Source organism: Agrococcus sp. TSP3-2-1, assembly GCF_049897585.1.
In the GTDB taxonomy this organism is placed as follows: Bacteria; Actinomycetota; Actinomycetes; order Actinomycetales; family Microbacteriaceae; genus Agrococcus.
This window is the reverse complement of the sequence record NZ_JAFCWN010000008.1, coordinates 1-22,484: the sequence shown is the minus strand read 5'-3', so window position 1 is coordinate 22,484 and position 22,484 is coordinate 1. Positions and strand designations below refer to the sequence as shown.

At 72.0% G+C, this 22,484-nt stretch carries 28 protein-coding genes and 2 tRNA genes; 15 read left to right on the top strand and 15 right to left on the bottom strand.

From position 1 onward, the window contains the following. Positions 1 to 3: 3 nt before the first annotated feature. On the bottom strand, positions 4 to 2,547 hold the full coding sequence (leuS, locus tag ACP7BI_RS11635; protein WP_425846426.1) for a leucine--tRNA ligase: 2,544 nt from the start codon (positions 2,545 to 2,547) through the stop codon (positions 4 to 6). A gap of 163 nt (positions 2,548 to 2,710) precedes the next feature. Here leuS and ACP7BI_RS11630 point away from each other — a divergent pair, with 163 nt between their 5' ends. From ACP7BI_RS11630 to ACP7BI_RS11620, 3 genes are all read left to right on the top strand, one after another. Next, on the top strand, positions 2,711 to 3,139 hold the full coding sequence (locus ACP7BI_RS11630) for an SRPBCC family protein (protein WP_425846424.1): 429 nt from the start codon (positions 2,711 to 2,713) through the stop codon (positions 3,137 to 3,139). 73 nt (positions 3,140 to 3,212) lie between these two features. Further along, positions 3,213 to 4,157 carry an SRPBCC domain-containing protein gene (locus tag ACP7BI_RS11625; RefSeq protein WP_425846422.1) on the top strand — a complete coding sequence of 315 codons (945 nt, stop codon included), beginning with the start codon at positions 3,213 to 3,215 and terminating at the stop codon, positions 4,155 to 4,157. Then, positions 4,154 to 4,498 (top strand): ArsR/SmtB family transcription factor, encoded by a 345-nt coding sequence (locus ACP7BI_RS11620; protein ID WP_425846421.1) that lies wholly within the window; start codon positions 4,154 to 4,156, stop codon positions 4,496 to 4,498. Before ACP7BI_RS11625 ends, ACP7BI_RS11620 begins: the two co-directional genes overlap by 4 nt. An 18-nt stretch (positions 4,499 to 4,516) precedes the next feature. Here ACP7BI_RS11620 and ACP7BI_RS11615 read toward each other — a convergent pair whose 3' ends face one another. Then, a complete protein-coding gene (locus ACP7BI_RS11615; RefSeq protein ID WP_425846418.1) occupies positions 4,517 to 5,806 on the bottom strand; it encodes an anthranilate synthase component I family protein in 1,290 nt (429 codons plus the stop codon). A 12-nt stretch (positions 5,807 to 5,818) separates the two neighbouring features. Here ACP7BI_RS11615 and ACP7BI_RS11610 point away from each other — a divergent pair, with 12 nt between their 5' ends. Both ACP7BI_RS11610 and ACP7BI_RS11605 read left to right on the top strand, forming a co-directional pair. Then, positions 5,819 to 6,595 carry an aminotransferase class IV gene (locus ACP7BI_RS11610; protein ID WP_425846416.1) on the top strand — a complete coding sequence of 259 codons (777 nt, stop codon included), beginning with the start codon at positions 5,819 to 5,821 and terminating at the stop codon, positions 6,593 to 6,595. Next, positions 6,592 to 7,287 carry a DedA family protein gene (locus ACP7BI_RS11605; protein WP_425846410.1) on the top strand — a complete coding sequence of 232 codons (696 nt, stop codon included), beginning with the start codon at positions 6,592 to 6,594 and terminating at the stop codon, positions 7,285 to 7,287. Before ACP7BI_RS11610 ends, ACP7BI_RS11605 begins: the two co-directional genes overlap by 4 nt. Before the next feature lie 3 nt (positions 7,288 to 7,290). Here the strand turns inward: ACP7BI_RS11605 and ACP7BI_RS11600 are convergent, their stop codons facing one another. Next, complete coding sequence (locus ACP7BI_RS11600; protein ID WP_425846409.1) at positions 7,291 to 7,935, bottom strand: TetR/AcrR family transcriptional regulator; 645 nt, start codon at positions 7,933 to 7,935, stop codon at positions 7,291 to 7,293. A gap of 49 nt (positions 7,936 to 7,984) precedes the next feature. On the opposite strand from ACP7BI_RS11600, the gene ACP7BI_RS11595 reads away from it, so the two are divergent. From ACP7BI_RS11595 to ACP7BI_RS11580, 4 genes are read left to right on the top strand one after another with little or no spacing between them, the layout of a single operon-like run. After that, the gene (locus ACP7BI_RS11595) at positions 7,985 to 8,677 is read left to right on the top strand and encodes an SOS response-associated peptidase (protein WP_425846406.1); all 693 of its coding nucleotides are present in this window, start codon (positions 7,985 to 7,987) and stop codon (positions 8,675 to 8,677) included. Between the two features lie 35 nt (positions 8,678 to 8,712). Next, positions 8,713 to 9,750, top strand: coding sequence for an App1 family protein (locus tag ACP7BI_RS11590; RefSeq protein ID WP_425846405.1), 1,038 nt, complete (start codon positions 8,713 to 8,715; stop codon positions 9,748 to 9,750). Then, complete coding sequence (locus tag ACP7BI_RS11585; RefSeq protein ID WP_425846403.1) at positions 9,747 to 10,181, top strand: NUDIX domain-containing protein; 435 nt, start codon at positions 9,747 to 9,749, stop codon at positions 10,179 to 10,181. Before ACP7BI_RS11590 ends, ACP7BI_RS11585 begins: the two co-directional genes overlap by 4 nt. Before the next feature lie 40 nt (positions 10,182 to 10,221). Then, positions 10,222 to 10,734 carry a hypothetical protein gene (locus ACP7BI_RS11580; protein WP_425846400.1) on the top strand — a complete coding sequence of 171 codons (513 nt, stop codon included), beginning with the start codon at positions 10,222 to 10,224 and terminating at the stop codon, positions 10,732 to 10,734. Here ACP7BI_RS11580 and ACP7BI_RS11575 read toward each other — a convergent pair. Then, entirely contained in the window at positions 10,731 to 11,345 is a 615-nt protein-coding gene (locus ACP7BI_RS11575; protein ID WP_425846397.1) for a hypothetical protein, read from the bottom strand. The two genes, ACP7BI_RS11580 and ACP7BI_RS11575, sit on opposite strands and share 4 nt — an antisense overlap. 40 nt (positions 11,346 to 11,385) lie before the next feature. Here ACP7BI_RS11575 and ACP7BI_RS11570 point away from each other — a divergent pair, with 40 nt between their 5' ends. Together ACP7BI_RS11570 and ACP7BI_RS11565 are read left to right on the top strand one after the other, a co-directional pair. Then, positions 11,386 to 12,270 (top strand): acyl-CoA thioesterase, encoded by an 885-nt coding sequence (locus ACP7BI_RS11570; RefSeq protein WP_425846395.1) that lies wholly within the window; start codon positions 11,386 to 11,388, stop codon positions 12,268 to 12,270. Then, positions 12,270 to 12,845, top strand: a complete 576-nt coding sequence (locus tag ACP7BI_RS11565) for a GNAT family N-acetyltransferase (RefSeq protein ID WP_425846393.1) — start codon at positions 12,270 to 12,272, stop codon at positions 12,843 to 12,845. The genes ACP7BI_RS11570 and ACP7BI_RS11565 overlap by 1 nt, the downstream gene beginning before the upstream one ends. Positions 12,846 to 12,902: 57 nt before the next feature. On the opposite strand, the gene ACP7BI_RS11560 is transcribed toward ACP7BI_RS11565, so the two are convergent. From ACP7BI_RS11560 to msrA, 7 genes are all read right to left on the bottom strand, one after another. After that, on the bottom strand, positions 12,903 to 14,456 hold the full coding sequence (locus ACP7BI_RS11560) for a CoA-acylating methylmalonate-semialdehyde dehydrogenase (protein ID WP_425846391.1): 1,554 nt from the start codon (positions 14,454 to 14,456) through the stop codon (positions 12,903 to 12,905). 51 nt (positions 14,457 to 14,507) lie between these two features. Beyond that, positions 14,508 to 14,963 carry an acyl-CoA thioesterase gene (locus ACP7BI_RS11555; RefSeq protein ID WP_425846389.1) on the bottom strand — a complete coding sequence of 152 codons (456 nt, stop codon included), beginning with the start codon at positions 14,961 to 14,963 and terminating at the stop codon, positions 14,508 to 14,510. After that, positions 14,963 to 16,645 (bottom strand): energy-dependent translational throttle protein EttA, encoded by a 1,683-nt coding sequence (gene ettA, locus ACP7BI_RS11550; protein ID WP_425846386.1) that lies wholly within the window; start codon positions 16,643 to 16,645, stop codon positions 14,963 to 14,965. Before ettA ends, ACP7BI_RS11555 begins: the two co-directional genes overlap by 1 nt. A 4-nt stretch (positions 16,646 to 16,649) precedes the next feature. Then, positions 16,650 to 17,060: a DUF6993 domain-containing protein gene (locus tag ACP7BI_RS11545; RefSeq protein ID WP_425846383.1), complete on the bottom strand. Its 411-nt coding sequence runs from the start codon at positions 17,058 to 17,060 to the stop codon at positions 16,650 to 16,652. Positions 17,061 to 17,136: 76 nt separating this feature from the next. Further along, the gene (locus ACP7BI_RS11540) at positions 17,137 to 17,286 is read right to left on the bottom strand and encodes a hypothetical protein (protein ID WP_425846380.1); all 150 of its coding nucleotides are present in this window, start codon (positions 17,284 to 17,286) and stop codon (positions 17,137 to 17,139) included. A 72-nt stretch (positions 17,287 to 17,358) separates the two neighbouring features. After that, complete coding sequence (locus ACP7BI_RS11535; protein ID WP_425846377.1) at positions 17,359 to 17,856, bottom strand: single-stranded DNA-binding protein; 498 nt, start codon at positions 17,854 to 17,856, stop codon at positions 17,359 to 17,361. Between the two features lie 67 nt (positions 17,857 to 17,923). Next, on the bottom strand, positions 17,924 to 18,448 hold the full coding sequence (gene msrA, locus ACP7BI_RS11530) for a peptide-methionine (S)-S-oxide reductase MsrA (RefSeq protein WP_425846374.1): 525 nt from the start codon (positions 18,446 to 18,448) through the stop codon (positions 17,924 to 17,926). A gap of 84 nt (positions 18,449 to 18,532) precedes the next feature. Here msrA and ACP7BI_RS11525 point away from each other — a divergent pair, with 84 nt between their 5' ends. Beyond that, complete coding sequence (locus ACP7BI_RS11525; protein ID WP_425846372.1) at positions 18,533 to 18,784, top strand: hypothetical protein; 252 nt, start codon at positions 18,533 to 18,535, stop codon at positions 18,782 to 18,784. Between the two features lie 69 nt (positions 18,785 to 18,853). On the opposite strand, the gene ACP7BI_RS11520 is transcribed toward ACP7BI_RS11525, so the two are convergent. The 4 genes from ACP7BI_RS11520 to ACP7BI_RS11505 all read right to left on the bottom strand — a co-directional run bounded on the left by ACP7BI_RS11520 (position 18,854) and on the right by ACP7BI_RS11505 (position 20,759). Next, positions 18,854 to 19,414, bottom strand: a complete 561-nt coding sequence (locus ACP7BI_RS11520) for a YceI family protein (protein ID WP_425846369.1) — start codon at positions 19,412 to 19,414, stop codon at positions 18,854 to 18,856. Between the two features lie 97 nt (positions 19,415 to 19,511). Beyond that, on the bottom strand, positions 19,512 to 20,186 hold the full coding sequence (locus ACP7BI_RS11515) for a DedA family protein (RefSeq protein WP_425846366.1): 675 nt from the start codon (positions 20,184 to 20,186) through the stop codon (positions 19,512 to 19,514). Between the two features lie 9 nt (positions 20,187 to 20,195). Continuing rightward, positions 20,196 to 20,645, bottom strand: a complete 450-nt coding sequence (locus tag ACP7BI_RS11510; RefSeq protein ID WP_425846363.1) for a hypothetical protein — start codon at positions 20,643 to 20,645, stop codon at positions 20,196 to 20,198. A gap of 41 nt (positions 20,646 to 20,686) precedes the next feature. After that, positions 20,687 to 20,759 (bottom strand) — tRNA-Arg (locus ACP7BI_RS11505). An 85-nt stretch (positions 20,760 to 20,844) separates the two neighbouring features. On the opposite strand from ACP7BI_RS11505, the gene ACP7BI_RS11500 reads away from it, so the two are divergent. The 3 genes from ACP7BI_RS11500 (at position 20,845) to ACP7BI_RS11490 (ending at position 22,287) form a co-directional block, all read left to right on the top strand. Beyond that, complete coding sequence (locus tag ACP7BI_RS11500; protein WP_425846360.1) at positions 20,845 to 21,486, top strand: HAD family hydrolase; 642 nt, start codon at positions 20,845 to 20,847, stop codon at positions 21,484 to 21,486. Between the two features lie 30 nt (positions 21,487 to 21,516). After that, positions 21,517 to 22,140: an oligoribonuclease gene (gene orn, locus ACP7BI_RS11495; protein WP_425846357.1), complete on the top strand. Its 624-nt coding sequence runs from the start codon at positions 21,517 to 21,519 to the stop codon at positions 22,138 to 22,140. A gap of 71 nt (positions 22,141 to 22,211) precedes the next feature. Next, positions 22,212 to 22,287 (top strand) — tRNA-His (locus tag ACP7BI_RS11490). Positions 22,288 to 22,484 lie beyond the last annotated feature (197 nt).

Genomic DNA, 22,484 nt, shown 5'->3' with positions numbered 1-22,484 from the left:
GGGTCAGCCGACGACGAAGTTCACGAGCTTCGGCGCCCGCACCACGACGTGCCGCACGACGCCGTCGCCGATCGAGCGCGCGACGCCCGGCAGCTCGCGCGCGCGGCGCTCGAGCTCGGCATCGGCGATGTCGACGGGCACGTCGACGCGGTCGCGCACCTTGCCGTTCACCTGCACGATCGCCGTCGCGGACTGCTCGACGAGCAGCGAGCGGTCGGGCTTCCGCCATCCCGCGTTCGCGATCGAGGGCTCGTGGCCGAGGTTCGCCCACATGTCCTCCGCCGTGTACGGCGCGAAGAGGGACAGGCCGAGCGCGATCGTCTCGACCGCCTCGCGCACCGCGGGGTCAGCGGCGCCGGCGCCCGAGTCGACGGCCTTGCGCGTCGCGTTGGTCAGCTCCATGAGGCGAGCGACCACGACGTTGAACTTGAGCGACTCGACGAGACCCGGCGCATCCGCCAGGAACCGGTGCGTCTCGCGCCGCAGCCCCCGGTCGCCGCCCTTCGGGTCGGCGCCGCGCTTCGCGAGCGGCTCCTTCGAGAGCCGCCAGGCGCGCGCCAGGAACTTCTGCGCACCGGTCGGGCTCACGTCGCGCCAGTCGATGTCGTCCTCGGGCGGGCCGGCGAAGCTCATCGCGAGCCGCACCGCGTCGACGCCGTGCTTCTCGAGCTCGTCCGAGAGCTCGACGAGGTTGCCCTTCGACTTCGACATCTTGCCGCCGTCGAGGATCACCATGCCCTGGTTGAGCAGCGACTCGAAGGGCTCGGTGAAGGGCACGTGGCCCATGTCGAAGAGCACCTTCGTGATGAAGCGCGCGTAGAGCAGGTGCAGGATCGCGTGCTCGACGCCGCCGACGTAGCGGTCGACGGGCGCCCAGCGCTCGACCTGCGCCTTGTCGAACGGCTGGGTGTCGTCGTTCGGGCTCAGGAACCGCAGGTAGTACCACGAGGAGTCGACGAACGTGTCCATCGTGTCGGCGTCGCGGCGCGCGGGGCTGCCGTCGATCGGCGACGCCACGTTGACCCAGTCCTCGGCGGCGCCGAGCGGGCTCGTGCCCTTCGGAGACAGGTCGAGGCCGTGCGAGTCGGGCAGCGTGACGGGCAGCTGCTCGAGCGGCACCGGCACCTCCTGCCCGTCGGCGGTGTGGATGATCGGGATGGGCGTGCCCCAGTAGCGCTGTCGGCTCACGAGCCAGTCTCGCAAGCGGAACGACTTCGCCGCGCGGCCGACGCCCTCACGCTCGAGCAGCTGGATCATGCGGTTGATCGCGTGCTCCTTCGAGAGCCCGTCGAGCTCGCCGGAGTTGATCATCCGGCCCTCGCCGGGCAGCGCGACGCCGGTCGAGGCCGGGTCGAGCGCCGGCAGGTCGTCGGGCAGCACCGCGTTGCCGTGCTCGTCGAGCGGGATCGTCGGCATGACGCCCGTGACGGGCGCGAGCGTGTCGACGACGACCTTGATCGGCAGGTCGAAGGCGCGCGCGAAGTCGAGGTCGCGCTGGTCGTGGGCCGGCACGGCCATGACGGCGCCGTGGCCGTAGTCGGCGAGCACGTAGTCGGCGGCCCACACGGGCATCCGCTCCCCCGTCAGCGGGTGGATCGCGACGCGGCCGAGGTCGACGCCCGTCTTCGGGCGCTCGGTGCTCTGCCGGTCGATCTCGGTCATCCGCCCGACCGTGTCCAGGTAGTCCTGGAACCGCATCCGCACCTCAGGGCTCGCGCCCGCGACGAGCTCGGCGGCGAGGTCGGAATCGGGCGCGACGACCATGAAGGTCGCGCCGTAGAGCGTGTCGGGGCGAGTCGTGAAGACGGGCACGCGCGAGTGGTGCCCCTCGATCTCGAACTCGACCTCGGCACCCTCGGAGCGGCCGATCCAGTTGCGCTGCATCCGCAGCACCTTCTCGGGCCAGCGGCCCTCGAGCTGGTTGAGGTCGTCGAGCAGGCGGTCGGCGTACTCGGTGATCTTGAAGTACCACTGGGTCAGCTTCTTCTTCACCACGGGGGTGTCGCAGCGCTCGCACAGCCCGCCGACGACCTGCTCGTTCGCGAGCACCGTCTGGTCCCTGGGGCACCAGTTGACGTTCGAGGGCTTCCGGTAGGCGAGGCCCGCCTTGTACATCTCGAGGAACAGCCACTGGTTCCACTTGTAGTACGAGGGGTCGGAGGTGTGGAGGATGCGGTCCCAGTCGAACGCGGTCGCGTACAGCCGCATCGAGCGCTTGTGCTGCTCGATGTTGGCCTCGGTCCACTCCTTCGGGTCAGCCCCGCGCCGGATCGCGGCGTTCTCGGCCGGGAGGCCGAACGAGTCCCAGCCGATCGGGTGCAGCACGTTGAAGCCCTGCTGCCGCCAGTAGCGCGCGAGCACGTCGCCGTAGGCGTACGACTCGGCGTGCCCCATGTGGAGGTCGCCCGAGGGGTAGGGGAACATGTCGAGCACGTACTTGCGCGGCCGGGCGTCGGTCTCGTCGTCGGTCGCGAAGGGGCGCAGCTCATCCCACACCGGCAGCCACCGCTGCTGGATGCGGGCGAAGTCGTAGGTCTCGTCGGTCACGTGGGCTCCTGGATGTCGTCGGCCGGAGTCGGCACGACGGCTTCCCAGTCTACGGGCGCTCGTCCGCAGGCGACGCGTGGCACAATCGGGGCAGCCGGAGGGAGGCCCAACGGTGCCGGAGTTCGAGAATCCGCCCGCCACGGTCGATGTGCCAGGCGTGCGCGTGACGCGCATCGTCGCCGTCGACGCGGAGCGCGCCACGGTGTGGCGCTGCCTCACCGAGCCCGAGCTGCTCGCGCGCTGGCTCGGCGACATCGCCGCGTTCCCCGACGGCGTCGTCGCCGGCGCGACCGGCCGCTTCGCCTGGACGGGCGAGGTCGTGCTCGCCGCGCGCATCCGCGAGCTCGAGCCCGGCTCGCGCTTCGTCTTCGACTGGGCCGAGGGCATCCTCTCGGACAAGGCGTCGACGGTCGAGGTGACCCTGCGCGACGTCGACGGCCAGACGCAGGTGCACCTCGTCGAGTCGGGGTTCCCGCTCGAGGGCGACGACGCGTCGAAGCGCGAGTCGCTGCGCGCGCTCGCCGCCGGCTGGACGGTCGAGCTCGACGAGCTCGTGGACCTCGCCGAGCACCTCGAGTCGGCGAGCACCTGAAGCAACCCGAGGGTTGCACTTCGACCCTCATGCGCCTAGCGTGACCTGCAACCGAACGATTGCAGGAGGAGCCATGTCGCAGACGGAGTCCGGGCACACGCACGACGCCCAGGCGGCGATCGACGAGCCGAACGCTCGCGTGACGCGAACGATCGCGGTGCGCGCCCCGATCGAGGTCGTGTGGGAGTGCCTCACCGACCCCGCCTCGCTCGCGGAGTGGTTCGGCGACAGCGCGACGTTCCCCGGCGGCACCGGCGCGGGCGCGTCGGGCTCCTTCGGCTGGAGCGACGCCGGCGAGTTCCCCGCGCGGGTCGAGCGCGCGGATGCGCCGAACGTGTGGGCGTTCCGGTGGAGCCGGCGCGGCGAGCCGCTCCGCGACGAGACCAGCACGCTCGCGACCTTCACGCTCGAGGAGGTCGACGGCGGCACGCGCGTCACCGTGGTCGAGAGCGGCTTCGAGCGGCTCGGCGACGAGCTCGCCGTGCGCGCCGCGCTCGAGGACAATCGCGAGGGCTGGACGTCCGAGCTCGACGAGCTCATCGCGCTCATCGCCCGCCGCTGGACGCCCTCCGCGGTCGACCCGCTCGCCGGCACGATCACCCGCACCCTCGACGTCCCGGCGCCGGTCTCGCTCGTCTGGCGGCACCTCACCGATCCGGCCTCGATCGAGGCGTGGTGGGGGCATCCCGCTGACTTCCCCGGCGGCCTCCGCGAGGGCGTCACGGGCACGTTCGAGCACGAGGGCGAGCGGTGGCCGGTCGCGATCCGCGTGCTGCGACCCGAGCGCACGCTCGCGTTCCGCTGGGGCGAGATCGGCGAGCCCGAGCCGGGCCCGACGGCGTGCGACGTGCGCTTCGACCTCGAGCCGCTCGGCGACGGCACTCGCGTCACGGTCGTGGAGTCGGGGTGGATGCGCGTGCCCGGCGACGTGCGCGACGACCGGATGCGCGGCAACGCCACCGGGTGGGAGATGGTGCTCGACGGCCTGCGGCGGCACGTGCTCGAGGCCGCGGCATGAGCGGACTGGCCGCCCCCACGCAGCAGCTCGCGGCGCTCGCCGACGACACCCGCTGGGCGATCCTCGAGCTGCTCGGCAGCGGGGCGCGCTCCGCGAGCGAGCTCGCCGAGGAGCTGCCCGTCTCGCGGCAGGCGATCGCGAAGCACCTCGCGGTGCTCGAGGCCGCCGGCCTCGTCGATGCGACGCGCGAGGGCCGCTCGGTGCGGCACCGGGCGATCGGCGCGAGCCTCAGCGCGCTCGCCGACCGGCTCGACGCGATCGGGCGGCAGTGGGAGTCGCGACTCGACCGCGTCGCGCGGCTGGCCGAGGAACGCGCGGCGGGCGATCGCGACCGCGGCTGAGCCGCAGTCTCGCGTCGCTCAGGCTGGCACGAGCGACGCGAGCATCGCCGCGGCCTTGACGTGCAGCTCCTCGACCTCGAACGCCGGCTCCGAGAGGGCCGTCACTCCCCCGCCGACTCCGATGTGGGCACCCGCGGCGTCGGCGACGACGGACCGGATGACCATCGCGAGCTGGCACGTCTCGCCCGCGACGATCCCGAAGCATCCGCTGTAGATGCCGCGCGGGGCGCCCTCGAGCTCGTGCAGCAGCTCGACCGTGCGGCGCTTCGGCGCGCCGGTCATCGAGCCCGCGGGGAACAGCGCTCGGACGGCGTCGAGCGGGCCGAGGCCGGGCAGCAGCCGGGAGCGCACGGTGGAGACGAGCTGGTGCACCGTCGGGTACGTCTCGACGGCGAGCAGGTCCGCGACGTCGACCGAACCGGGCGCCGAGACCCGCTGCAGGTCGTTGCGGCACAGGTCGACGATCATGACGTTCTCGGCGCGCTCCTTCTCGCTCTCGAAGAGCTCGCGCGCGAGCGCCTCGTCGTCGTTGGTGCCCCGGCGGCGCGTGCCCTTGATCGGGCGGGTGGTGGCGACACCGCCCTCGACGCGCAGGAAGGTCTCGGGGCTCGCGCTCGAGACCGTGACGCCGCCGATGCGGAGCAGCCCGCCGTGGTGCACGGGGCTCGCGGCGCGCAGCCGCGCGTGGGTCGCGACCATGTCGAGCGGCGGCGCCTCGATCGCGGTCGTGAGGCACAGCACGTAGGAGTCGCCGTCGCGGATGTGGTCGCGGCAGCGCTCGACCTTCGCGGCGTAGGCGGCGTCGTCGTCGCGCCAGCGGAGGCTCGACGGATCGATGCGCGCGCTCGAGGGCACGCGCCCGGGGGGCACCTCCGCGAGCGCCCACGGCTCGCCGCTCCGCGACTGCAGCTGCGCCTGGCCGCCCGAGACGACGATCCAGCGGTCGAGCAGCAGCCACACCGCCTCGGGGAAGCGCCCCGGCGCGGGCTCGAGCCCGAGCATCCGCACACCCGCCTCGAAGCCGAGCCAGCCGACCCACGCGCCCGGCGTCGCCGCCCGCGCCGCCTCGAGCGCCTCGAGCGCGTCCCCCTCGACGGGGCGGCCGTCGAGCGACGCGCGGCCGTCCTCGACGAGCAGCACGTGCGCTCCGGTGCCGATCACGTGGTCGCCGCTCGACGAGGAGTCGAGCCAGACGACGTCGCCGCCGGCGGCCTCGAGCGCGGCGAACGCCGACTCGGGCGAGACGTCGACGGGGAGCGACCAGCGAGCGCCGAGGTGCGGCAGCAAGTGCGCAGAGGTCGCTGGCATAGGGTGCATCCTATGAGCGCCGAGCACCCCGTCCGCGCGTGGACGGCGGGTGGCTTCGAGCCCGTCGACGAGCCGATCGGCGCGACGCTCGCGGCCGATTCGTGGCTCGTCGTCGACGGCCGCGTGCTCGCGTGGCAGCGGCACCAGCTGCGGTTCGCGGATGCGGTGGCGGAGGCGGGCGGGGATCGTCTCGACGCGATGGCGGCCGTCAGGAGCGCCGTCGGGCTCGCGCCCGCTGAGGGCCGCTGGTCGCCGCGCGTCGACCTCACCCCGGCAGGCATCCGGCTGCGGATCCGGCCGGCACCGGCGCCGAGCGACACGGTCGAGGTCGTCACCGCGTCGCGCGATCCCCGGCGCGAGCCGCTGCGGAAGGGCCCCGACCTCGAGGCGCTGCAGGCGCTGCTGGAGGAGGAGTCGGCGAGGGCCGGCCGCGACGTCGAGCCGATCCTGTGCTCGGACGGCTGCGTCGCCGAGGGATCCCGGTCGGCGCTGCTGTGGTGGCAGGACGGCGTCCTGCACGTGCCGGCCCCGCGCATCCGCCGCATGGCCTCTGTGACCGCCGCGGTGATCGAGGAGGTCGCCGCCCTCGACGGCGTGGAGGTGCGGCGCGTCGCAGCGCGCCCGGAGGAGCTCGAGGGCGCCGAGGTGTGGCTCGCGAACGCGCTGCGCGGCATCCGCGGCGTCGCGGCGTGGCTCGGCGGGCCGGAGGTCGCCGCACCATCGCGCGTCGGCGCGTGGCGGGAGCGGCTCGAGGGGCTCCGCACGCCGGCGATGGCGGGCCGCTCGTGATCGATGACGTCATCGACGTCGTGCTCGAGACGGTCGGCTCGATCGACCCGTGGCTGCGCACCCTGCTCGCGTTCCTCGCGATGGCGCTCGAGACGAGCGTGCTGCTCGGGCTCTTCGTGCCGGGCGACACGGTCGTCATCATCGCCGCCCTCGCGGTCGAGGAGTGGCCGTGGTGGCTCGCCCTCATCGCCGCGACGGTGCTCGGCGCGCTCGCGGGCGAGTCGATCGGCTTCGCGATCGGGCGCTGGCTCGGCCCATCGATCGATCGGTGGCTCGCCCGCCGCTGGCCGGCGGCATCGAAGCGCTGGCGCCGCACCGAGCGGTACCTCGCGCGGCGCGGGGGCATCGCGATCTTCCTCTCGCGCTTCCTCCCGGTCGCGCACTCGCTCGTGCCGCTCATCGCCGGCGCCTCGCCGATGCCCTACCGGCGGTTCCTCGCCTGGACGATCCCCGCGTGCGTGCTGTGGGCGACGGCCTACGCGAGCGCCGGCTGGGCGGCCGGCGGCAGCTATCGCGAGCTCGCCGACGACTTGCACGGCGCCGGCTACGTGCTCGTCGGGGTGATCGTCGCCTTCATCCTCGTCGTGTGGGGCGTCAAGCAGCTCGTCTCACGGCTCGAGGCTCGGCACATGCGCGAGGACGACGACATCGAAGAACGCTCGGCCGAAGGGCGCTCGGGCGAGGACGGCTGAGCGCTACGCGCCCTCGGCGAGCTGCGGCAGCGCCGCGACGACGCGCTCGCGCATCACCTGCACGCCGAGCTGGAGGTAGCGCGGGTCGCCGTCGGGGTCGTGCAGGAACGCGTAGGTCACGAGCGCGTCGAGCGCCCCGATCGCGAGCTCGAGCGACTGGCGCTGCTCGTCGTCGAGCTCGATCTCCCAGCGCTCGCGAAGGTGCGCGGCCATGTCGTCGACGAAGGTCGGAGCGACGGGCGGCCGCTCGGAGGGGCCGAGGTCGAGCCCCTCGCCGCCGCGGAGCGAGCGGAACGACGGCACCGTGCGGAACGTCTCGACCATCGCGTCCACGACCGCCTCGATCGTCGCCATGAGCGAGGGGTGCTCGGCGAGCAGCACGCGCTCGATCGCGAGCCGGATGCGCTCGAGGTTGCGCTCGGCGAGCGCGACGAGCACCGCGACGCGGTCGGGGAAGTAGCGGTAGACCGTGCCGATCGAGGCGCCGGCGCGCTCGGCGACGAGGGCCGTCGTGAGGTGTTCGATGCCGTGATCGACCACGACCGCCGCCGCTGCGTCGAGGAGTGCCTCGATGCGCAGCGCCGCGCGCGCCTGCACCGGCTCATGCCGCACCGTGACGGAGGAGCCGCTGCCCTGGCGATCGTTCATGCGTCCATCCTCTCGCACGGGGTGCCCGAGCGGTGAGAGCATGTCGGGCATGTGTGGACGCTACGTCATGGCGACGCCCGCGACCGATCTCGTGGCCCTCTTCGAGGTCGACGAGCAGGGCGAGATCCCCGCGGCGAACTGGAACATCCCGCCGACGACGACGGTGCCGATCGTCGTCGAGCCGGCCCCGCGCGACGACTCGCCGCCCATCCGGCGGCTCGAGCCCGCCCGCTGGGGCCTCGTGCCGTCGTGGGCCGACGACGTCTCGGTCGGCTCGCGCGCGTTCAACGCGCGCGCCGAGAGCGCGGCGTCGAAGCCGATGTTCCGCGACGCCGTCCGCGAGCGCCGCGCGCTCGTGCCTGCCGACGGCTGGTTCGAGTGGCAGAAGCGGGGCGAGTCGAAGACGCCCTTCTACATCCACGACGACCGCCCGCTGAGCTTCGCCGGCCTCTACGCCTGGTGGAAGCAGCCCGACGGCTCATGGCTGCTCTCGACGACGATCCTCACGACAGCGGCGACGGGTGCGCTCGCCGACATCCACGAGCGCATGCCGGTCGTCGTCTCCCCCGAGATGCGGGATGCGTGGCTCGACCCGGACGAGGACGGCGAGGCCGCGCTCGAGGCCGTCGTCGCCGAGGCGGGCTCGGTCGCCGAGTCGCTCGCGATGCACGAGGTCGATCGACGCGTCGGGAGCGTGCGGGAGGAGGGCCCGTCGCTCATCGAGCCGGTGTCGAGTCGGTAGGGTCGATCCCGACCGAGTCGCGGGAGGAGCCGCCCATGGATGAGCTGGTGCCGCTCGCCCGCATCCCCGAGCCGATCAAGCACGTCGCGGCGCGCGTGGAGGACTGGGTGCACGAGCACCGCGAGGCCGGGGCGCTGCGATCCGGCCGCATGCCCGCGATCGTCACCTACCCCGGCTACGGCGGCGAGGGTTGGGTGCGCGTGCTCGCGCGCGTGCTGCTCGTCGAGCCCGGCGGTGAGCGCGGCGCGCTCTACGAGAACGTGCGCGGCTGGCGCTCGTTCACGTCGCTCGCGCTCAACGACGTCGACGTGATGATCGAGGCGGGCGGCGAACGCCACGTCGTGACCGCCGATCGCGGCGGCCTCGTCGACGCCCGCGTGCCGATGCAGCTCGAGCCCGGCTGGCGCGAGGTGACCGTCTCCGTCGCGGGCAGCGCGCCCGTCACGGCGCCCGTGTTCGTCGTCGATCCCGCCACGCGCTTCGGCGTCGTGAGCGACATCGACGACACAGTGATGGTGACGTCGCTGCCGCGCCCGCTCCTCGCCGCCTGGAACGCGTTCGTGCTCGATGAGCACGCGCGCTCCCCCGTGCCGGGCATGGCGGTGCTCTACGAGCGCATCGCGCAGCGGCATCCCGAGAGCCCCTTCATCTACCTCTCGACCGGCGCCTGGAACGCGGCGCCGGCGCTCACGCGCTTCCTCTCCCGCAACCTCTACCCCGCGGGCAGCATGCTGCTGACCGATTGGGGCCCCACCCCCGACCGCTTCTTCCGCTCCGGCAAGGAGCACAAGCGCGCGCAGCTGCGCCGGCTCGCGCGCGAGCTGCCGCACGTGCGGTGGCTGCTGGTCGGCGACGACGGCCAGCACGACGAGGAGCTCTACGGCGAGTTCGCGAGCGCCCACCCCGAGCACGTGCGCGCCGTCGCCATCCGCGAGCTCTCAGCGCAGGAGGCGGTGCTCGCCGGTGGCCGCAAGCACGCCGACACGCGCTCGATGCACCCGTGGGTGTGGTCGTCGAACGGCGGCGGGCTCGCGAAGGAGCTCGGCGCCATCCCCGAGCTCGACATCCTGTGAGCCCGGCTTCGCCCGACCGCATCCGCCCGATCGCGATCGCGCTCATCCGCGACGCCGACGGCCGCCTGCTCGTGACGAGCACCGACGATCCCGTCACCGGTCGCACGTTCGTCCGGCCGCCGGGCGGCGGCATCGAGCCGGGCGAGCTCGCGACCGGGACGATCGTGCGCGAGCTCGACGAGGAGCTCGGCCTCGCGGTCGAGTCGCCCCGGCTCCTCAGCGTCATCGAGCACGTCTTCGACTTCGCCGGGCACACGCTGCACGAGCACGTGTTCGTGCTCGCGGTCGAGGCGGCGGCGGATGCGGTGCTCCCCTCGGTCACGGATGCCGGCCACCCGGTGTGGTGGCTCCCCGTCGAGCGCTTCCGCGACCCCGCGCTCGACCTGGTCCCGCGCGGCCTCCTCGAGCTCGTGGAGCAGGCGCAGGACTGAGCGTGTCCCGGTCGCACGAGCGACGGGATACGGTGACGCCATGGCCGAGCCAGAGCAGCAGGGCCGCGAGGTCCCCGACGGCACGGCGGCGCGCGCGGGCTGGGCTCGTGTCGCGCGCACCGGAGCGCTCGCCTCGGCGGCGCTCGTCTGCACCGGCATCGTCGCGATGCTGCTCGCGGCGCTCGTCGGCCAGCGCGCACTCTCCATGCCCTCGCTGCTCCTGCTCGTGCTCGGCCTCTCCGGTCTCATGGCGATCACCGCGGCCTCCAGAGCCCTGCGGAGGATCGCGCGCACCGGCGTCGAGGTGGACCGCGCGCTCGCGCGCCGGCCGGCCCTCGCCGCGCGGCTCCTCGTTGCGACGGGCGTGCTCGCGCTCGGCCTGTCAGGCGTGGCGTTCGGCGGGCTCATGGTGGCGCTCACCGCCAACCCGCGCTCGCTGCTCCCGCTCGCCTTCGGCGTCGTGCTCGTGCTCGTGGCGCTCGCGCTGCTGCTGCGTCTGTCGCGCTCGATGCGGGCAGAGCCGGCCACCGCGGCCTCCGCGCCGATCGGCTAGCGCGCGAGCACCTCGCCGGCGCGAGCCGACGCGCGCGTCCAGCCGCCGGCAGCGGTCACGCGCACGGGAGCGTCGCCGAGGAACCGCATCGCGACGATCGCCGCCGCCTGGCCCGCCGTGAGCCCGCTCGGGTCGACCGGCCGCGCCCACACCGCTCGCTCCGCGCGTCGACGCACCGCCTCGCCGGGCGACGTCGGGAGCGCCGCCTCGACGTCAGACGCGGCCTCGGCGGCGAGCGCGCGGATCGTCTCGGGCGAGACATCGCCCGCGTGCGCCCAACCCGACCGAGGCGGCGAGACCGCGGCCCACGCGGGCCGGGTCACCGCATCCGGGATCTCCACATCCGCGCCGTCGCGGAGCGCATCGCGGAGCGCCGGCAGCGGCACGACGCCGTCGAAGCGCGCCGGCTCCCGCATGCGCGACGCTCGCGCGACCAGGATCGTGGGCCCCGAGTCGAGGAGTCCGGCAGCCGCCGCCATGGGCGTCGTGAGGAGCGCGACGTCGCCGTCGGCGACGAGTCGCACCGTGCCGTCGCCGAACACGGCGGCGCGGTCGAGCAGCAGGACGAGGTCGGCGCGCGCCCGGTCGTCGAGGGCGAGGATGGCGTGCATGCGCTCCCTAGACTAGGCGGCAGACCGCGAGAGGAACCGAATGAGCGACCGCATCCGCATCCTGCTGGAGACCCTGGACCTGGTCGACACCGGTGCCCGCACGGACGAGGACATCTTCACCGGCACGAGCCACCCGATGCCGCTCGGCCGGGTCTTCGGCGGACAGGTGATGGCGCAAGCCGTGGTCGCGGCGCAGCGGACGATCGCCGAGGACCGGTTCATCCACTCGGTGCACGGCTACTTCGTGCGGCCCGGCGACGTCGAGCTGCCGATCACCTTCGCGGTCGATCGCATCCACGACGGCCGCTCGTTCTCGACGCGGCGCGTGCAGGCCTACCAGCACGGGCTGCCGATCATGTCGATGATCTCGTCGTTCCAGGACGTCGACCCCGGCCCGAGCTCGCAGCACCCGATGCCCGAGGGACTGCCGGCGCCCGAGGACCTGCCCTCCTCGGATGATCTGCTCGCGCCGTTCGCCGAGAACCCCTCGGCGCGAGCCGTGATCGCGCGGCCCTTCGACATCCGCCACGTCGAGGGTCCCGTCTACCTCCCGGACCCCTCGCGCCCGCGGCACGGCAAGCAGCACGTCTGGATCAAGGCGAAGGACCGCCTGCCTGACGACGACGCCCTGCACCGCGCGGCGCTCGCCTACCTCTCGGACTACGCGATCCTCGAACCGATCGTCCGCATGCACGGCGCCGCGTGGTCGACGCCGGGCCTCAAGGCCGCGAGCCTCGACCACGCCGTGTGGTGGCACCGTCGCGCGCGAGTCGACGAGTGGCTGCTGCTCGAGCTCGAGACGAGCTCCTCCGGCGGCGGCCGCGGGCTCGGCCACGGCCTCGTCTACAAGACCGACGGCACGCACGTCGCGACGATCGCGCAAGAGGGGATGGTGCGCGTGCCGACCGAGGAGCAGCAGCACTGATGCCGGTGCGGCCGATCGCGCCCGCAGAGGCGATGCGCACGCTGCGCGCGGTGCTGCCGCTGCGCACCGAGCGGCTGCTGCTGCGCACGCTCTCCCCCGCCGACCTCGACGCGGTGCGCGGCTACCGGAACGCACCCGACCAGCGCCGCTGGACCTACAACCGCGACCAGACCGAGGCCGAGCTCATGGCCTGGACGGCGGGCGGCGCGCCCGTCTTCCTGCGCGACGGCGACGCCGCGCAGCTGGGCATCGAGCTCGACGGGGTGCTCGTCGGCGATCTCATGCTGCGCATCACGAGCCTCGGCAGCCGGCAGGCAGAGCTCGGCTGGATGATCGCGGCCGAGCAGCAGGGCAAGGGCATCGCGACCGAGGCCGCGCGCGCCGCGCTCGAGCTCGCCTTCGCGATGGGCGCGCACCGCGTCATCGCCCACCTCGACGAGCAGAACGTCGGCTCGCGGAAGGTCGCGGAGCGGCTCGGCATGGAGCTCGAGGGGCGCTTCGTCGACGACGAGCTCAACCCCGCGACGGGCGAGCTCGGCACCTCGCTGATCTTCGCGGTGCGGCGCGCCACGTAGGAGGCGAAGCAAGTGGAGGCGGAAGCCCGGAAGGGCCTCCGCCTCCACCTGCAGCGTTCAGTCGTGCTGCGGGAACCCGAGGTTGAGCCCGCCGTGGCTCGGGTCGAGCCAGCGGCTCGTGACGACCTTCTCGCGCGAGTAGAACTCGAACGCGTGCTTGCCGTAGGCCTTGCCCTGCCCGAAGATCGAGCGCTTCCAGCCGCCGAACGAGTGGTACCCGACCGGCACGGGGATCGGTACGTTGATGCCGACCATGCCGACCTGCACCTCGTTCTGGAACCGCCGCGCGGCGCCGCCGTCGTTCGTGAAGATCGCGGTGCCGTTGCCGTAGGGGTTCGAGTTGATGAGCTCGAGCCCCTCCTCGTAGGTCGAGACGCGCACGATCGAGAGCACGGGGCCGAAGATCTCTTCCTTGTAGGCGGCGGAGTCGGTGGGCACGTTGTCGACGAGCGTGGGCCCCAGCCAGAAGCCGTTCGGGTCGCCGTCGACCTCCGGGTCGCGGCCGTCGACGACGAGCGAGGCGCCGTCGTCGGCGGCGGTCTGGATGTAGCCGGCGACCTTGTCGCGGTGCTGCCCGGTGATGAGCGGCCCCATGTCGTTGTCGCGCGTGCCGTCGCCCGTGCGGATCGACGCCATCTTCTCCTTGATCTTCGCGGCGAGCTCGTCGGCGATCGAGTCGATCGCGACGACGACCGAGATCGCCATGCAGCGCTCGCCCGCGGAGCCGAAGCCCGCGTTGACGGCCGCGTCGGCGGTGACGTCGAGGTCGGCGTCGGGCAGCACGAGCATGTGGTTCTTCGCGCCGCCCAGGGCCTGCACGCGCTTGCCGTGCTTCGAGCCGGTCTCGTAGACGTACTCGGCGATCGGCGTCGAGCCGACGAACGAGATGGCCTGGACCTCGGGGTGCGTCAGCAGCGTGTCGACGGCCTCCTTGCCACCGTGCACGACGTTGAGCACGCCATCGGGCAGCCCCGCCTCCTGGAAGAGCTCGGCGATGAAGACCGAGGCCGACGGGTCCTTCTCACTCGGCTTGATGACGACGGCGTTGCCCGCGGCGAGCGCGACCGGCGCGAACCACAGCGGGATCATCGCCGGGAAGTTGAACGGGCTGATGATGCCGACGACGCCGAGGGGCTGGCGCAGCGAATAGACGTCGACGCCGGTCGAGGCGTTCTCGGAGTACTCGCCCTTCGTCAGCAGCGGGAAGGCGGTCGCGAGCTCGACGACCTCGATGCCGCGCGCGATCTCGCCGAGCGCGTCGGAGTGCACCTTGCCGTGCTCGCGCGTGACGATCGCGGCGAGCTCATCCTTGCGCGAGACGATGAGCTCGCGGAAGCGGAACATGATCGCCTGGCGCTTCGCGATCGAGAGGTCGCGCCACGCGGGGAACGCCGCGCTCGCGGCGGCGATCGCCTCGCCGACCTCGTCGGCGCCGGCGAGCGGCACCTGGGAGACGGGCGTGCCGAGGGCCGGGTTGAAGACGGGCGCCGTCTCACCGGCTCCCTGTCGACGCTGCCCGTCGATGAAGTGCGGGATGCGGTCGGGGCCGCTCGGGTCGTCCCTCACCTCGTCGTTGATCTGCTCCTCGGGCTCGACGGCGGTGTCGGTCATGGGGCTCCTCCTCGGATGGCGACGTTGCCCCTCCAGCCTATCGGCGGCGGGTCAGCGACGCCGGAAGGCGATCGGCTCCTCGAAGTACGGCTCCCAGGCCTCGCGCTCCGCGGTCGTGAGCCGACGCGGCCGGCCCGTGGACGCATCCAGCATCACCACCGTCGTCGTCGCCCGCGCGTACAGCTCGGTGCGGTCGGGCGAGCGCACCTCGTAGCAGAGGAGCATGCTCGCGCCGCCCATGTGCCCGATCCACGTGTCGACGATGATCGGCTCGCGGTGGTGCGGGATCTGGCCGAGGTACTCCGCCTCCTGGCGGGCGATCACCGTGATGCTCGTCGCCCCGTGGCCGGCGTCGATGATGGCCGTCGACGGCGAGCCCTCGGGCCCGCCGGCCCAGAAGGCGGCGACGCGCGCCTCCTCGAGGAGCGTCAGCAGCGATGCGTTGTTGACGTGCCCGTAGGCATCGAGGTCCGACCAGCGGACCGTCACCGGCACCGCGAGGCGCATCAGTCCCTCGTGAGCTTCCGGTAGGCCGAGCGGTGCGGCTTCGCGGCGTCGGGACCGAGGCGCTCGATCTTGTTCTGCTCGTACGCCTCGAAGTTGCCCTCGAACCAGTGCCAGTTCGCGGGCTCCTCGTCGGTGCCCTCGTAGGCGAGGATGTGCGTCGCGATGCGGTCGAGGAACCACCGGTCGTGCGTGATGACGACGGCGCAGCCGGGGAACTCGAGCAGGGCGTTCTCGAGGCTGCCGAGCGTCTCGATGTCGAGGTCGTTCGTGGGCTCGTCGAGCAGCAGCAGGTTGCCGCCCTGCTTGAGCGTGAGCGCGAGGTTGAGGCGGTTGCGCTCACCGCCGGAGAGCACGCCCGCCTTCTTCTGCTGGTCGGGGCCCTTGAAGCCGAACTGCGAGACGTAGGCGCGCGAGGGGATCTCGACGTTGCCGACCTGGATGTAGTCGAGGCCGTCGGAGACGACCTCCCACAGGTTCTTGTTCGGGTCGATGTTGGCGCGGCCCTGGTCGACATAGCTGAGCTTGACCGTCTCGCCGATCTTGAGCGAGCCGCCGTCGAGCGGCTCGAGCCCCACGATCGTCTTGAACAGCGTCGTCTTGCCCACGCCGTTCGGGCCGATGACGCCGACGATGCCGTTGCGCGGCAGCGTGAACGAGAGGCCGTCGATGAGCTGGCGGTCGTCGAAGCCCTTCTCGAGGTCGTTCGCCTCGAGGACGATCGAGCCGAGGCGCGGGCCCGGCGGGATCTGGATCTCCTCGAAGTCGAGCTTCCTGGTGCGCTCGGCCTCGGCGGCCATCTCCTCGTAGCGCGCGAGGCGCGCCTTCGACTTCGCCTGGCGGCCCTTCGCGTTGGAGCGCACCCAGTCGAGCTCCTCCGAGAGGCGCTTGGCGAGCTTCGCGTCCTTCTTGCCCTGCACCTGCAGGCGCTCGGCCTTCTTCTCGAGGTAGGTCGAGTAGTTGCCCTCGTAGGGGTAGAGGCGGCCGCGGTCGACCTCGCAGATCCAGCCCGCGACGTGGTCGAGGAAGTAGCGGTCGTGCGTGACGGCCATGACGGCGCCGGGGTACTTCGCGAGGTGCTGCTCGAGCCACAGCACGCTCTCGGCGTCGAGGTGGTTGGTGGGCTCGTCGAGCAGCAGCAGGTCGGGCTTCTCGAGCAGCAGCTTGCAGAGCGCGACGCGGCGGCGCTCACCGCCCGAGAGGTTCGTGACGGGCCAGTCGCCCGGCGGGCAGCGCAGCGCGTCCATGGCCTGCTCGAGCTGCGAGTCGAGGTCCCATGCGTCGGCCGCGTCGATGTCCTCCTGCAGCGTGCCCATCTCTGCCATGAGCGCGTCGAAGTCGGCGTCGGGATTCGCCATCTCGGCGGAGATCTCGTTGAACCGCGTGATCTTCGCGGTCAGGTGGCCGAAGGCCTCCTGCACGTTCTCGAGCACCGTCTTCGACTCGTCGAGCTCGGGCTCCTGCATGAGGATGCCGACGGAGTAGCCCGGCGTGAGCTTCGCGTCGCCGTTCGAGGGCGTGTCGAGGCCGGCGATGATCTTCAGGATCGTCGACTTCCCCGCACCGTTGGGTCCGACGACGCCGATCTTCGCTCCCGGCAGGATCGCGGTCGTGACGTCGTCGAGGATCACCTTGTCGCCCACCGTCTTGCGGGCGCGCACCATGGAGAAGATGTACTCGGCCATGCCCTCAGTCTACGGTGACGATCTCGCCCACGAGGCACCGGCCGGCGCCGAGGGCGTCGGCGCGCAGCGCGTTCGCCTCGTCCTCGCCGACCTGGCCGAGGAGGCACGACTCCCCCTGCCGCACCGCGATCTCGAGGAACGTGACCGGCTCGCCGAGCGAGTCGAGCTCGCGCGTGCGCTCGATCGCGGAGCGCTCGAAGCCTGCAGCCTCGACGGCAGCGACGAGCGCGTGGGGATCGGCGGGCGAGTGCCCCTCGAGCGCCGCGCGGAACGCGTCGAGCTCGGGATCGGTCTCGACATCGACGTCCGCACTGCCACCCGCGTCGGATGCTGACGGCGACGGCGCCGGCACATCGGCGGCGCAGCCGACGAGCGCGAGGACGCCGACGAGCGCGATTGCCGCGAGCTGGCGCACGCGCCCACCTCCGATGCGTGACAGGACGCGGCCAGTCTAGGACGGCCGCCGCTCGCGGCCCGCTCCCCGCGCGGGCTCAGAGCGCGGCGCCTCGGCCGCGCCGCACGCGGCCCGAAAGCGAGACGACGAGCTTCGCGAGCACGGCGCTGACCGCATCGATCGCGAGCAGGAACGCGGTCGCGATCGCGAAGACCAGCACCAGGAAGACGATCATCAGCCATTCCATCGGTGGACCTCCTCGCCGCTCGGGTCATCGTCACGCTATCCGGCCGCAGCGGGGTGCACCAGGGATGCCGACTCAGAACGGCGTCTCGCTGCCGATGACCGGAGCGCCCCACTGCTCGCCGCCCGCGCTCGCGAGCGCGGGCTCCTGCGGCTCGAGTGGCGACGGCTCCACCGGATCGAGCGAGGCGCCCGGCTGCTCGGCCGCGCGCTGCTCAGCGTCGTCACGGGGGCGCCGCTCGCGCGACGTGGGGCTCACGCGCATCGAGTGCCCGATGTGGTCGGCACGGATCTTCACGCTCGTGCCGCGGCGCTCGCCCGACTCCCACTGGTCGACCTTGAGGCGGCCGAGCACGACGACCACGTCGCCCTTGCGGACTGACGTGATGACGTTCCGCGCGAAGCCGCCCCAGGCCTCGACGGTGAACCAGTTGGTGTGGGCATCGACCCAGTCGTCGCCGTCCTTGCGACGGGACTTGCAGCCGATGCGGAACTCGGCGACCTGGTCGCCGGCGACGGACTTCAGGATGGGGTCGGTGCCGATGGACCCGACCACGGAGATTGCTTCGCTCATGCGGGCGAGGATGCACCGGCGAGCGGAGGCGACGAGCGCCTCGACGCGCGGCCTGTGGAGAACCGCGTCAGGCGCGCAGGTACTCCGCGAAGCCGGCGCGGATCTTGTTGACCTTCGGCGCCGCGACGGCGAGGCAGTAGCCCTGCGTCGGGTTCTTCGCGAAGAAGTCCTGGTGGTGGTCCTCGGCGTCGTAGAAGTCGCCGAGCGGCTCGAGCGTCGTGACGATCTCGCCCGGCCACCACTCGCCCGCGCGGGCGATCGCGGTCTCGAAGCGCTCGCGCTCGGCGTCGTCGCGGTAGAACATCGCCGAGCGGTACTGCGTGCCGATGTCGTTGCCCTGGCGGTTGAGCTGGCGCGGGTCGTGCATCGTGAAGAACATGTCGAGCACGACCTCGGTCGGCAGCCGCTCCTCGTCGTAGACGACCTTCACGGCCTCCGCGTGACCCGTCGCCCCCGTGCACACGAGCTCGTAGCTCGGGTGCGGCACCGAGCCGCCCGTGTAGCCCGAGACGACGTCGTCGACGCCGTCGACGACGCGATAGGCGGCGTCGAGGCACCAGAAGCAACCACCGGCGAGCACGATCTCCTGCATGCCGCCAGCGTAGCGGCGGCGGCTGTGCGATCCCGATGTCGGTGGCCGCCCGTAGCGTCGCAGACAGGAAGGAAGGAGCACGCCATGGCCATCATGTCGACCGCCCAGCGGCGCACCGCCCCGCACGCGCCGCACGTGGCGACCAAGCGCGTGCGCGACGACCTCTGGAGGGTGGTCAGCGCGTCCGGCCTCGCCCTCGGCTACATCGCCCGCGTCGACGCGGCGACCGGACCCGCGTTCGAGGCGCGTCGCCTGCTGTCCGGCGGCACCGCGATGCTGCCGATCGGCCAGTGCTGGTCGCTCGACGACGCGCTCGCGTGCTTCACCGGCCCATGATCCACTGCCGAGACGACAAGGGCGGGCCCGAGGCTCTCGCCCCGGCCCCGCCCCGGTTCGCCGTGCGGATCAGGCGCTGACAGGCGCCTGCTGGATCGCGGAGATCTCGATCTCGATGTCGACCTCGTCGGAGAGCATGACACCACCCGTCTCGATCGCGACGTTCCAGCTGATGCCGAAGTCGGAGCGCTTGATGCGCGTGCGCGCCGACGCGCCCGCGCGGGTGTTGCCCCACGTGTCGGGGCCGATGCCGCCGAACTCGACGAGCAGCGCGACGCGCTTCGTCACACCGCGGAGCGTCAGGTCGCCGTCGACGTAGAGGTCGTCGCCCTCGACGCGTCCGCCGGTCGAGACGAAGGTCCACTCGGGGTGCTCCTCGATGGCGAAGAAGTCGTTGGAGCGGAGGTGCTGGTCGCGGTCGGCGTTCTTCGTGTTGATCGTCGACGGGTCGACGGTCGCCGTGATCGACGACTCCTCGGGGTTCTCAGCGAGCACGATCGTGCCCTCGAGACCCTCGATCTCGCCGCGGACCTTCGCGACCATCATGTGGCGGACGGAGAAGGTGACGTTCGAGTGCGAGCCGTCAATGACGTAGGTGCCGGGCTGGTAGCCGGGGAAGTTCTGCAGCATGGGTGCCTTTCGGGGCGTCGGTGAAGTCGTACGAATTCGAACAACACGCTATCGCGCGAAGCCATTCCCGATCCGTTGCGACGCGCCTCGCGGCCCGTCACTCGCCCGAGAGCAGCGGCTTCCCCTCCTTGCGGTTCTGGAGCATCCGATGCACCACGAACCACACGAGCACCACGACGACGAGCCCGATGACGACCCACTGCAGCCAGTCCATGTAGGGCTCGATGACGTGGTAGTTCCGGCCGAGGAAGACGCCGATGAGGATGAAGATCGTGTTCCAGATGGCGGAGCCGACGAGGGTGAGCCCGAGGAAGAGCAGCACCGGCATGCGCTCGATGCCCGCGGGGATCGAGATGAGGCTGCGGAAGATCGGCAGGAAGCGGCCGAAGAGCACCGTCTTCCAGCCGTGCTTCGCGAACCACGCGGTCGTCTTGTCGATGTCGCTCGCGCGCACGAGCGGCATCTTCCGCGCGATCGACGCGAGCCGGTCGTGGCCCAGCCAGCGGCCGAGCAGGTAGAGCACGAGCGCGCCGAAGACCGAGCCGATCGTGGTCCAGATGATGGCCTCGGCGACGGTGAAGGTGCCCTGCGCCGCGCTGAAGCCTGCGAGCGGCAGGATGACCTCGCTCGGGATGGGCGGGAAGAGGTTCTCGGCGGCGATCGCGACGGCGGCACCCGGAGCGCCGATCGTCTCCATGAGTCCCACCGCCCAACCGGCGACGCCGCTCAGCTCGTCGGAGGGCTGGGTGGACTGCAGGATGGTCGGGAGCACCACGACAGCCTACGGTCGTCGATCTGGTGGATCCATCAGGTAGGCGTCGTGCCACGAGAAGCCCCTGCGCGTGATCGTGACGATCGCGTGGCAGTTCCGGCAGCGCACATCGCACTTCGCGATCTCCGCTCGGATCACGGACAGAGCGCGTCCCCGTCGCACCATGTTGCCGACCGTGTCGACCTTGCTCCCCCGGACGTGATCGAACTCGAGCACCCGGATGTCCGCGCTGCCGCAGTCCACGCACCCTTCGGAGAACCGCGTCATGATCAGGTCGAACGCCTGCTGCCGTCGGGCTCTGCTCGTTCGGCGCACGTTGGCCTTGTGCCGGACCGCGTTCTCCCGGTAGTAGGCCTTCTGGCAGGCGCGACAGTACGAGTGCAGCCCATCGCTGTTGCGCGGATTTCGATTGAAGTCGCCGACGGCCTTCTCCGCCAGGCACCGCGCGCAGCGCTTCATGAGCGGATGCTAGAGCGTGCCACCCACAACCCCGGCGCGTGCGCCCCCGGCGGGAGTCGAACCCGCGACAAAAGGATTAGAAGGCCTCTGCTCTATCCGCTGAGCTACGGGGGCCTGCCCAATCTACCGGGACGTCGCGCGCAGGCTGTCCGTGCGCATCTCGGCCGGGCACGGCTCGGCGGCATGCCAGGCTGGAGGCATGCCCGGCGCACTCCTGTTCGACATGGACGGCACGCTCATCGACTCCGAACCCCTCTGGCACGAGGAGATGCGCGCCTTCGCGCGCGTGCAGGGCATCGAGTGGACCGCGGAGGACGCGCACTGGACGACCGGCAGGCCGATGATCGAGTGGGCCGACCGGATGCGCGAGCGCGGCGTCACGATGGACCGCGCGTCGATCATCGCCACCGTCGCGGGCACCGTCGCCGCCGCCGTGCGCGAGGAGACGCCGTGGCTCCCGGGCAGCGTCGCGCTGCTCGAGCGCGTCGCCGAGGCGGGCGTGCCCGCCGCGCTCGTCACGAACGCGACGCGTGAGAACGCGGAGGCGCTGCTGCAGGCGGCGCCCGCGGGCGCGCTGCGCTTCGCCGTCACGGCCGACGACGTCGAGCGCTCGAAGCCCGACCCCGAGCCCTACGCGCTCGCCGTCCGACGCCTCGGGGCCGACGCATCCGCGAGCGTCGCGTTCGAGGACTCGAGCAGCGGCGCGCGCTCGGCGGCAGCCGCGGGTGCCCGGCTCTGGTTCCTCACGACGCAGCTGACCGCGTCGCCCGTGCCAGCCGAGCGCACGATCGCAACGCTCGCCGACATCGACGCCGACGCCCTCTTCGCGCAGCTGGGCTGAGCGCCGACGGGCCGCCCGTAGACTCGGCGTGTGGCTGCCGCTGACCGGATCGTCTGGATCGACTGCGAGATGACGGGCCTCGACCCCACGGTCGACGAGCTCGTCGAGGTGGCGGTCGTCGTGACCGACTTCGAGCTGCGGGTGCTCGACCCGGGCCTGCAGGTCGTCATCAAGCCGTCGGACGCCGCGCTCGAGCAGATGAACGACTTCGTGCGCCAGATGCACGCGACGAGCGGGCTCGACGCCGAGCTCGAGCACGGCGTCTCGCTCGCCGAGGCGGAGCTGCTCGTGCTCGAGTACGTGCAGCGCTTCGTGCCGCTCGAGCGCTCGGCCCCCGTCGGCGGCAACACGATCGGGACCGACCGGATGTTCCTCGCGCGCTACATGCCGGCGCTCGACGGCTTCCTGCACTACCGCTCGATCGACGTCTCGAGCATCAAGGAGCTCTCGCGCCGCTGGTTCCCGCGCGCCTACTTCCAGAGCCCCGAGAAGGCGGGCGGCCACCGCGCGCTCGCCGACATCCTCGAGTCGATCCGCGAGCTGCGCTACTACCGGCGCGCGGTGTTCACGGATGCGCCGGGTCGCTCGAGCGAGGAGCTCCAGGCGATCGCGGCCGACGTCGTCGACGGCTTCGGGGAGCACCTCGGCAGCTGACACACCGTCCCGCCGATGTCGTGCAGGCGTCGCGGATGTCGTATGCTGTCATGGTTGCGCTCGCGCACATGGTGGGTATAGCTCAGTTGGTAGAGCGCCTCGTTGTGGTCGAGGAGGCCGCGGGTTCAAGCCCCGTTACTCACCCCACGCGGAAGGCCCGGAGGATCATGTCCTCCGGGCCTTCGCTCGTCTCCGTGCTCCTAGGCGGTTCCGTCGGGAGGCTCGGCGGGTTATTGGCCAAAACGTGTGGATGCGTTCGGGTGTGTCATGAGTGTCCGGCCCAGCCTGCGCGTTGCCAGAGTCCTTCGTCGGCGGCGAGGCCGGTGCCGTAGAGGCCGGTTGGC

What these genes read in the sequence shown, in the direction of transcription:
- ACP7BI_RS11610 (WP_425846416.1), top strand. Translation starts at nt 5,819, where the DNA reads ATGAGCGCCGAGCACCCCGTCCGCGCGTGGACGGCGGGTGGCTTCGAG.
- ACP7BI_RS11540 (WP_425846380.1), bottom strand. Translation starts at nt 17,286, where the DNA reads ATGGAATGGCTGATGATCGTCTTCCTGGTGCTGGTCTTCGCGATCGCG.
- ACP7BI_RS11590 (WP_425846405.1), top strand. Translation starts at nt 8,713, where the DNA reads ATGGATGAGCTGGTGCCGCTCGCCCGCATCCCCGAGCCGATCAAGCAC.
- ACP7BI_RS11575 (WP_425846397.1), bottom strand. Translation starts at nt 11,345, where the DNA reads ATGCACGCCATCCTCGCCCTCGACGACCGGGCGCGCGCCGACCTCGTC.
- ACP7BI_RS11555 (WP_425846389.1), bottom strand. Translation starts at nt 14,963, where the DNA reads ATGCGCCTCGCGGTGCCGGTGACGGTCCGCTGGTCGGACCTCGATGCC.
- ACP7BI_RS11595 (WP_425846406.1), top strand. Translation starts at nt 7,985, where the DNA reads ATGTGTGGACGCTACGTCATGGCGACGCCCGCGACCGATCTCGTGGCC.
- ACP7BI_RS11570 (WP_425846395.1), top strand. Translation starts at nt 11,386, where the DNA reads ATGAGCGACCGCATCCGCATCCTGCTGGAGACCCTGGACCTGGTCGAC.
- msrA (WP_425846374.1), bottom strand. Translation starts at nt 18,448, where the DNA reads ATGCAGGAGATCGTGCTCGCCGGTGGTTGCTTCTGGTGCCTCGACGCC.
- ACP7BI_RS11615 (WP_425846418.1), bottom strand. Translation starts at nt 5,806, where the DNA reads ATGCCAGCGACCTCTGCGCACTTGCTGCCGCACCTCGGCGCTCGCTGG.
- ACP7BI_RS11525 (WP_425846372.1), top strand. Translation starts at nt 18,533, where the DNA reads ATGGCCATCATGTCGACCGCCCAGCGGCGCACCGCCCCGCACGCGCCG.
- ACP7BI_RS11580 (WP_425846400.1), top strand. Translation starts at nt 10,222, where the DNA reads ATGGCCGAGCCAGAGCAGCAGGGCCGCGAGGTCCCCGACGGCACGGCG.
- ACP7BI_RS11510 (WP_425846363.1), bottom strand. Translation starts at nt 20,645, where the DNA reads ATGAAGCGCTGCGCGCGGTGCCTGGCGGAGAAGGCCGTCGGCGACTTC.
- ACP7BI_RS11520 (WP_425846369.1), bottom strand. Translation starts at nt 19,414, where the DNA reads ATGCTGCAGAACTTCCCCGGCTACCAGCCCGGCACCTACGTCATTGAC.
- ACP7BI_RS11500 (WP_425846360.1), top strand. Translation starts at nt 20,845, where the DNA reads ATGCCCGGCGCACTCCTGTTCGACATGGACGGCACGCTCATCGACTCC.
- ACP7BI_RS11560 (WP_425846391.1), bottom strand. Translation starts at nt 14,456, where the DNA reads ATGACCGACACCGCCGTCGAGCCCGAGGAGCAGATCAACGACGAGGTG.
- ettA (WP_425846386.1), bottom strand. Translation starts at nt 16,645, where the DNA reads ATGGCCGAGTACATCTTCTCCATGGTGCGCGCCCGCAAGACGGTGGGC.
- ACP7BI_RS11565 (WP_425846393.1), top strand. Translation starts at nt 12,270, where the DNA reads ATGCCGGTGCGGCCGATCGCGCCCGCAGAGGCGATGCGCACGCTGCGC.
- ACP7BI_RS11620 (WP_425846421.1), top strand. Translation starts at nt 4,154, where the DNA reads ATGAGCGGACTGGCCGCCCCCACGCAGCAGCTCGCGGCGCTCGCCGAC.
- ACP7BI_RS11625 (WP_425846422.1), top strand. Translation starts at nt 3,213, where the DNA reads ATGTCGCAGACGGAGTCCGGGCACACGCACGACGCCCAGGCGGCGATC.
- ACP7BI_RS11600 (WP_425846409.1), bottom strand. Translation starts at nt 7,935, where the DNA reads ATGAACGATCGCCAGGGCAGCGGCTCCTCCGTCACGGTGCGGCATGAG.
- ACP7BI_RS11535 (WP_425846377.1), bottom strand. Translation starts at nt 17,856, where the DNA reads ATGAGCGAAGCAATCTCCGTGGTCGGGTCCATCGGCACCGACCCCATC.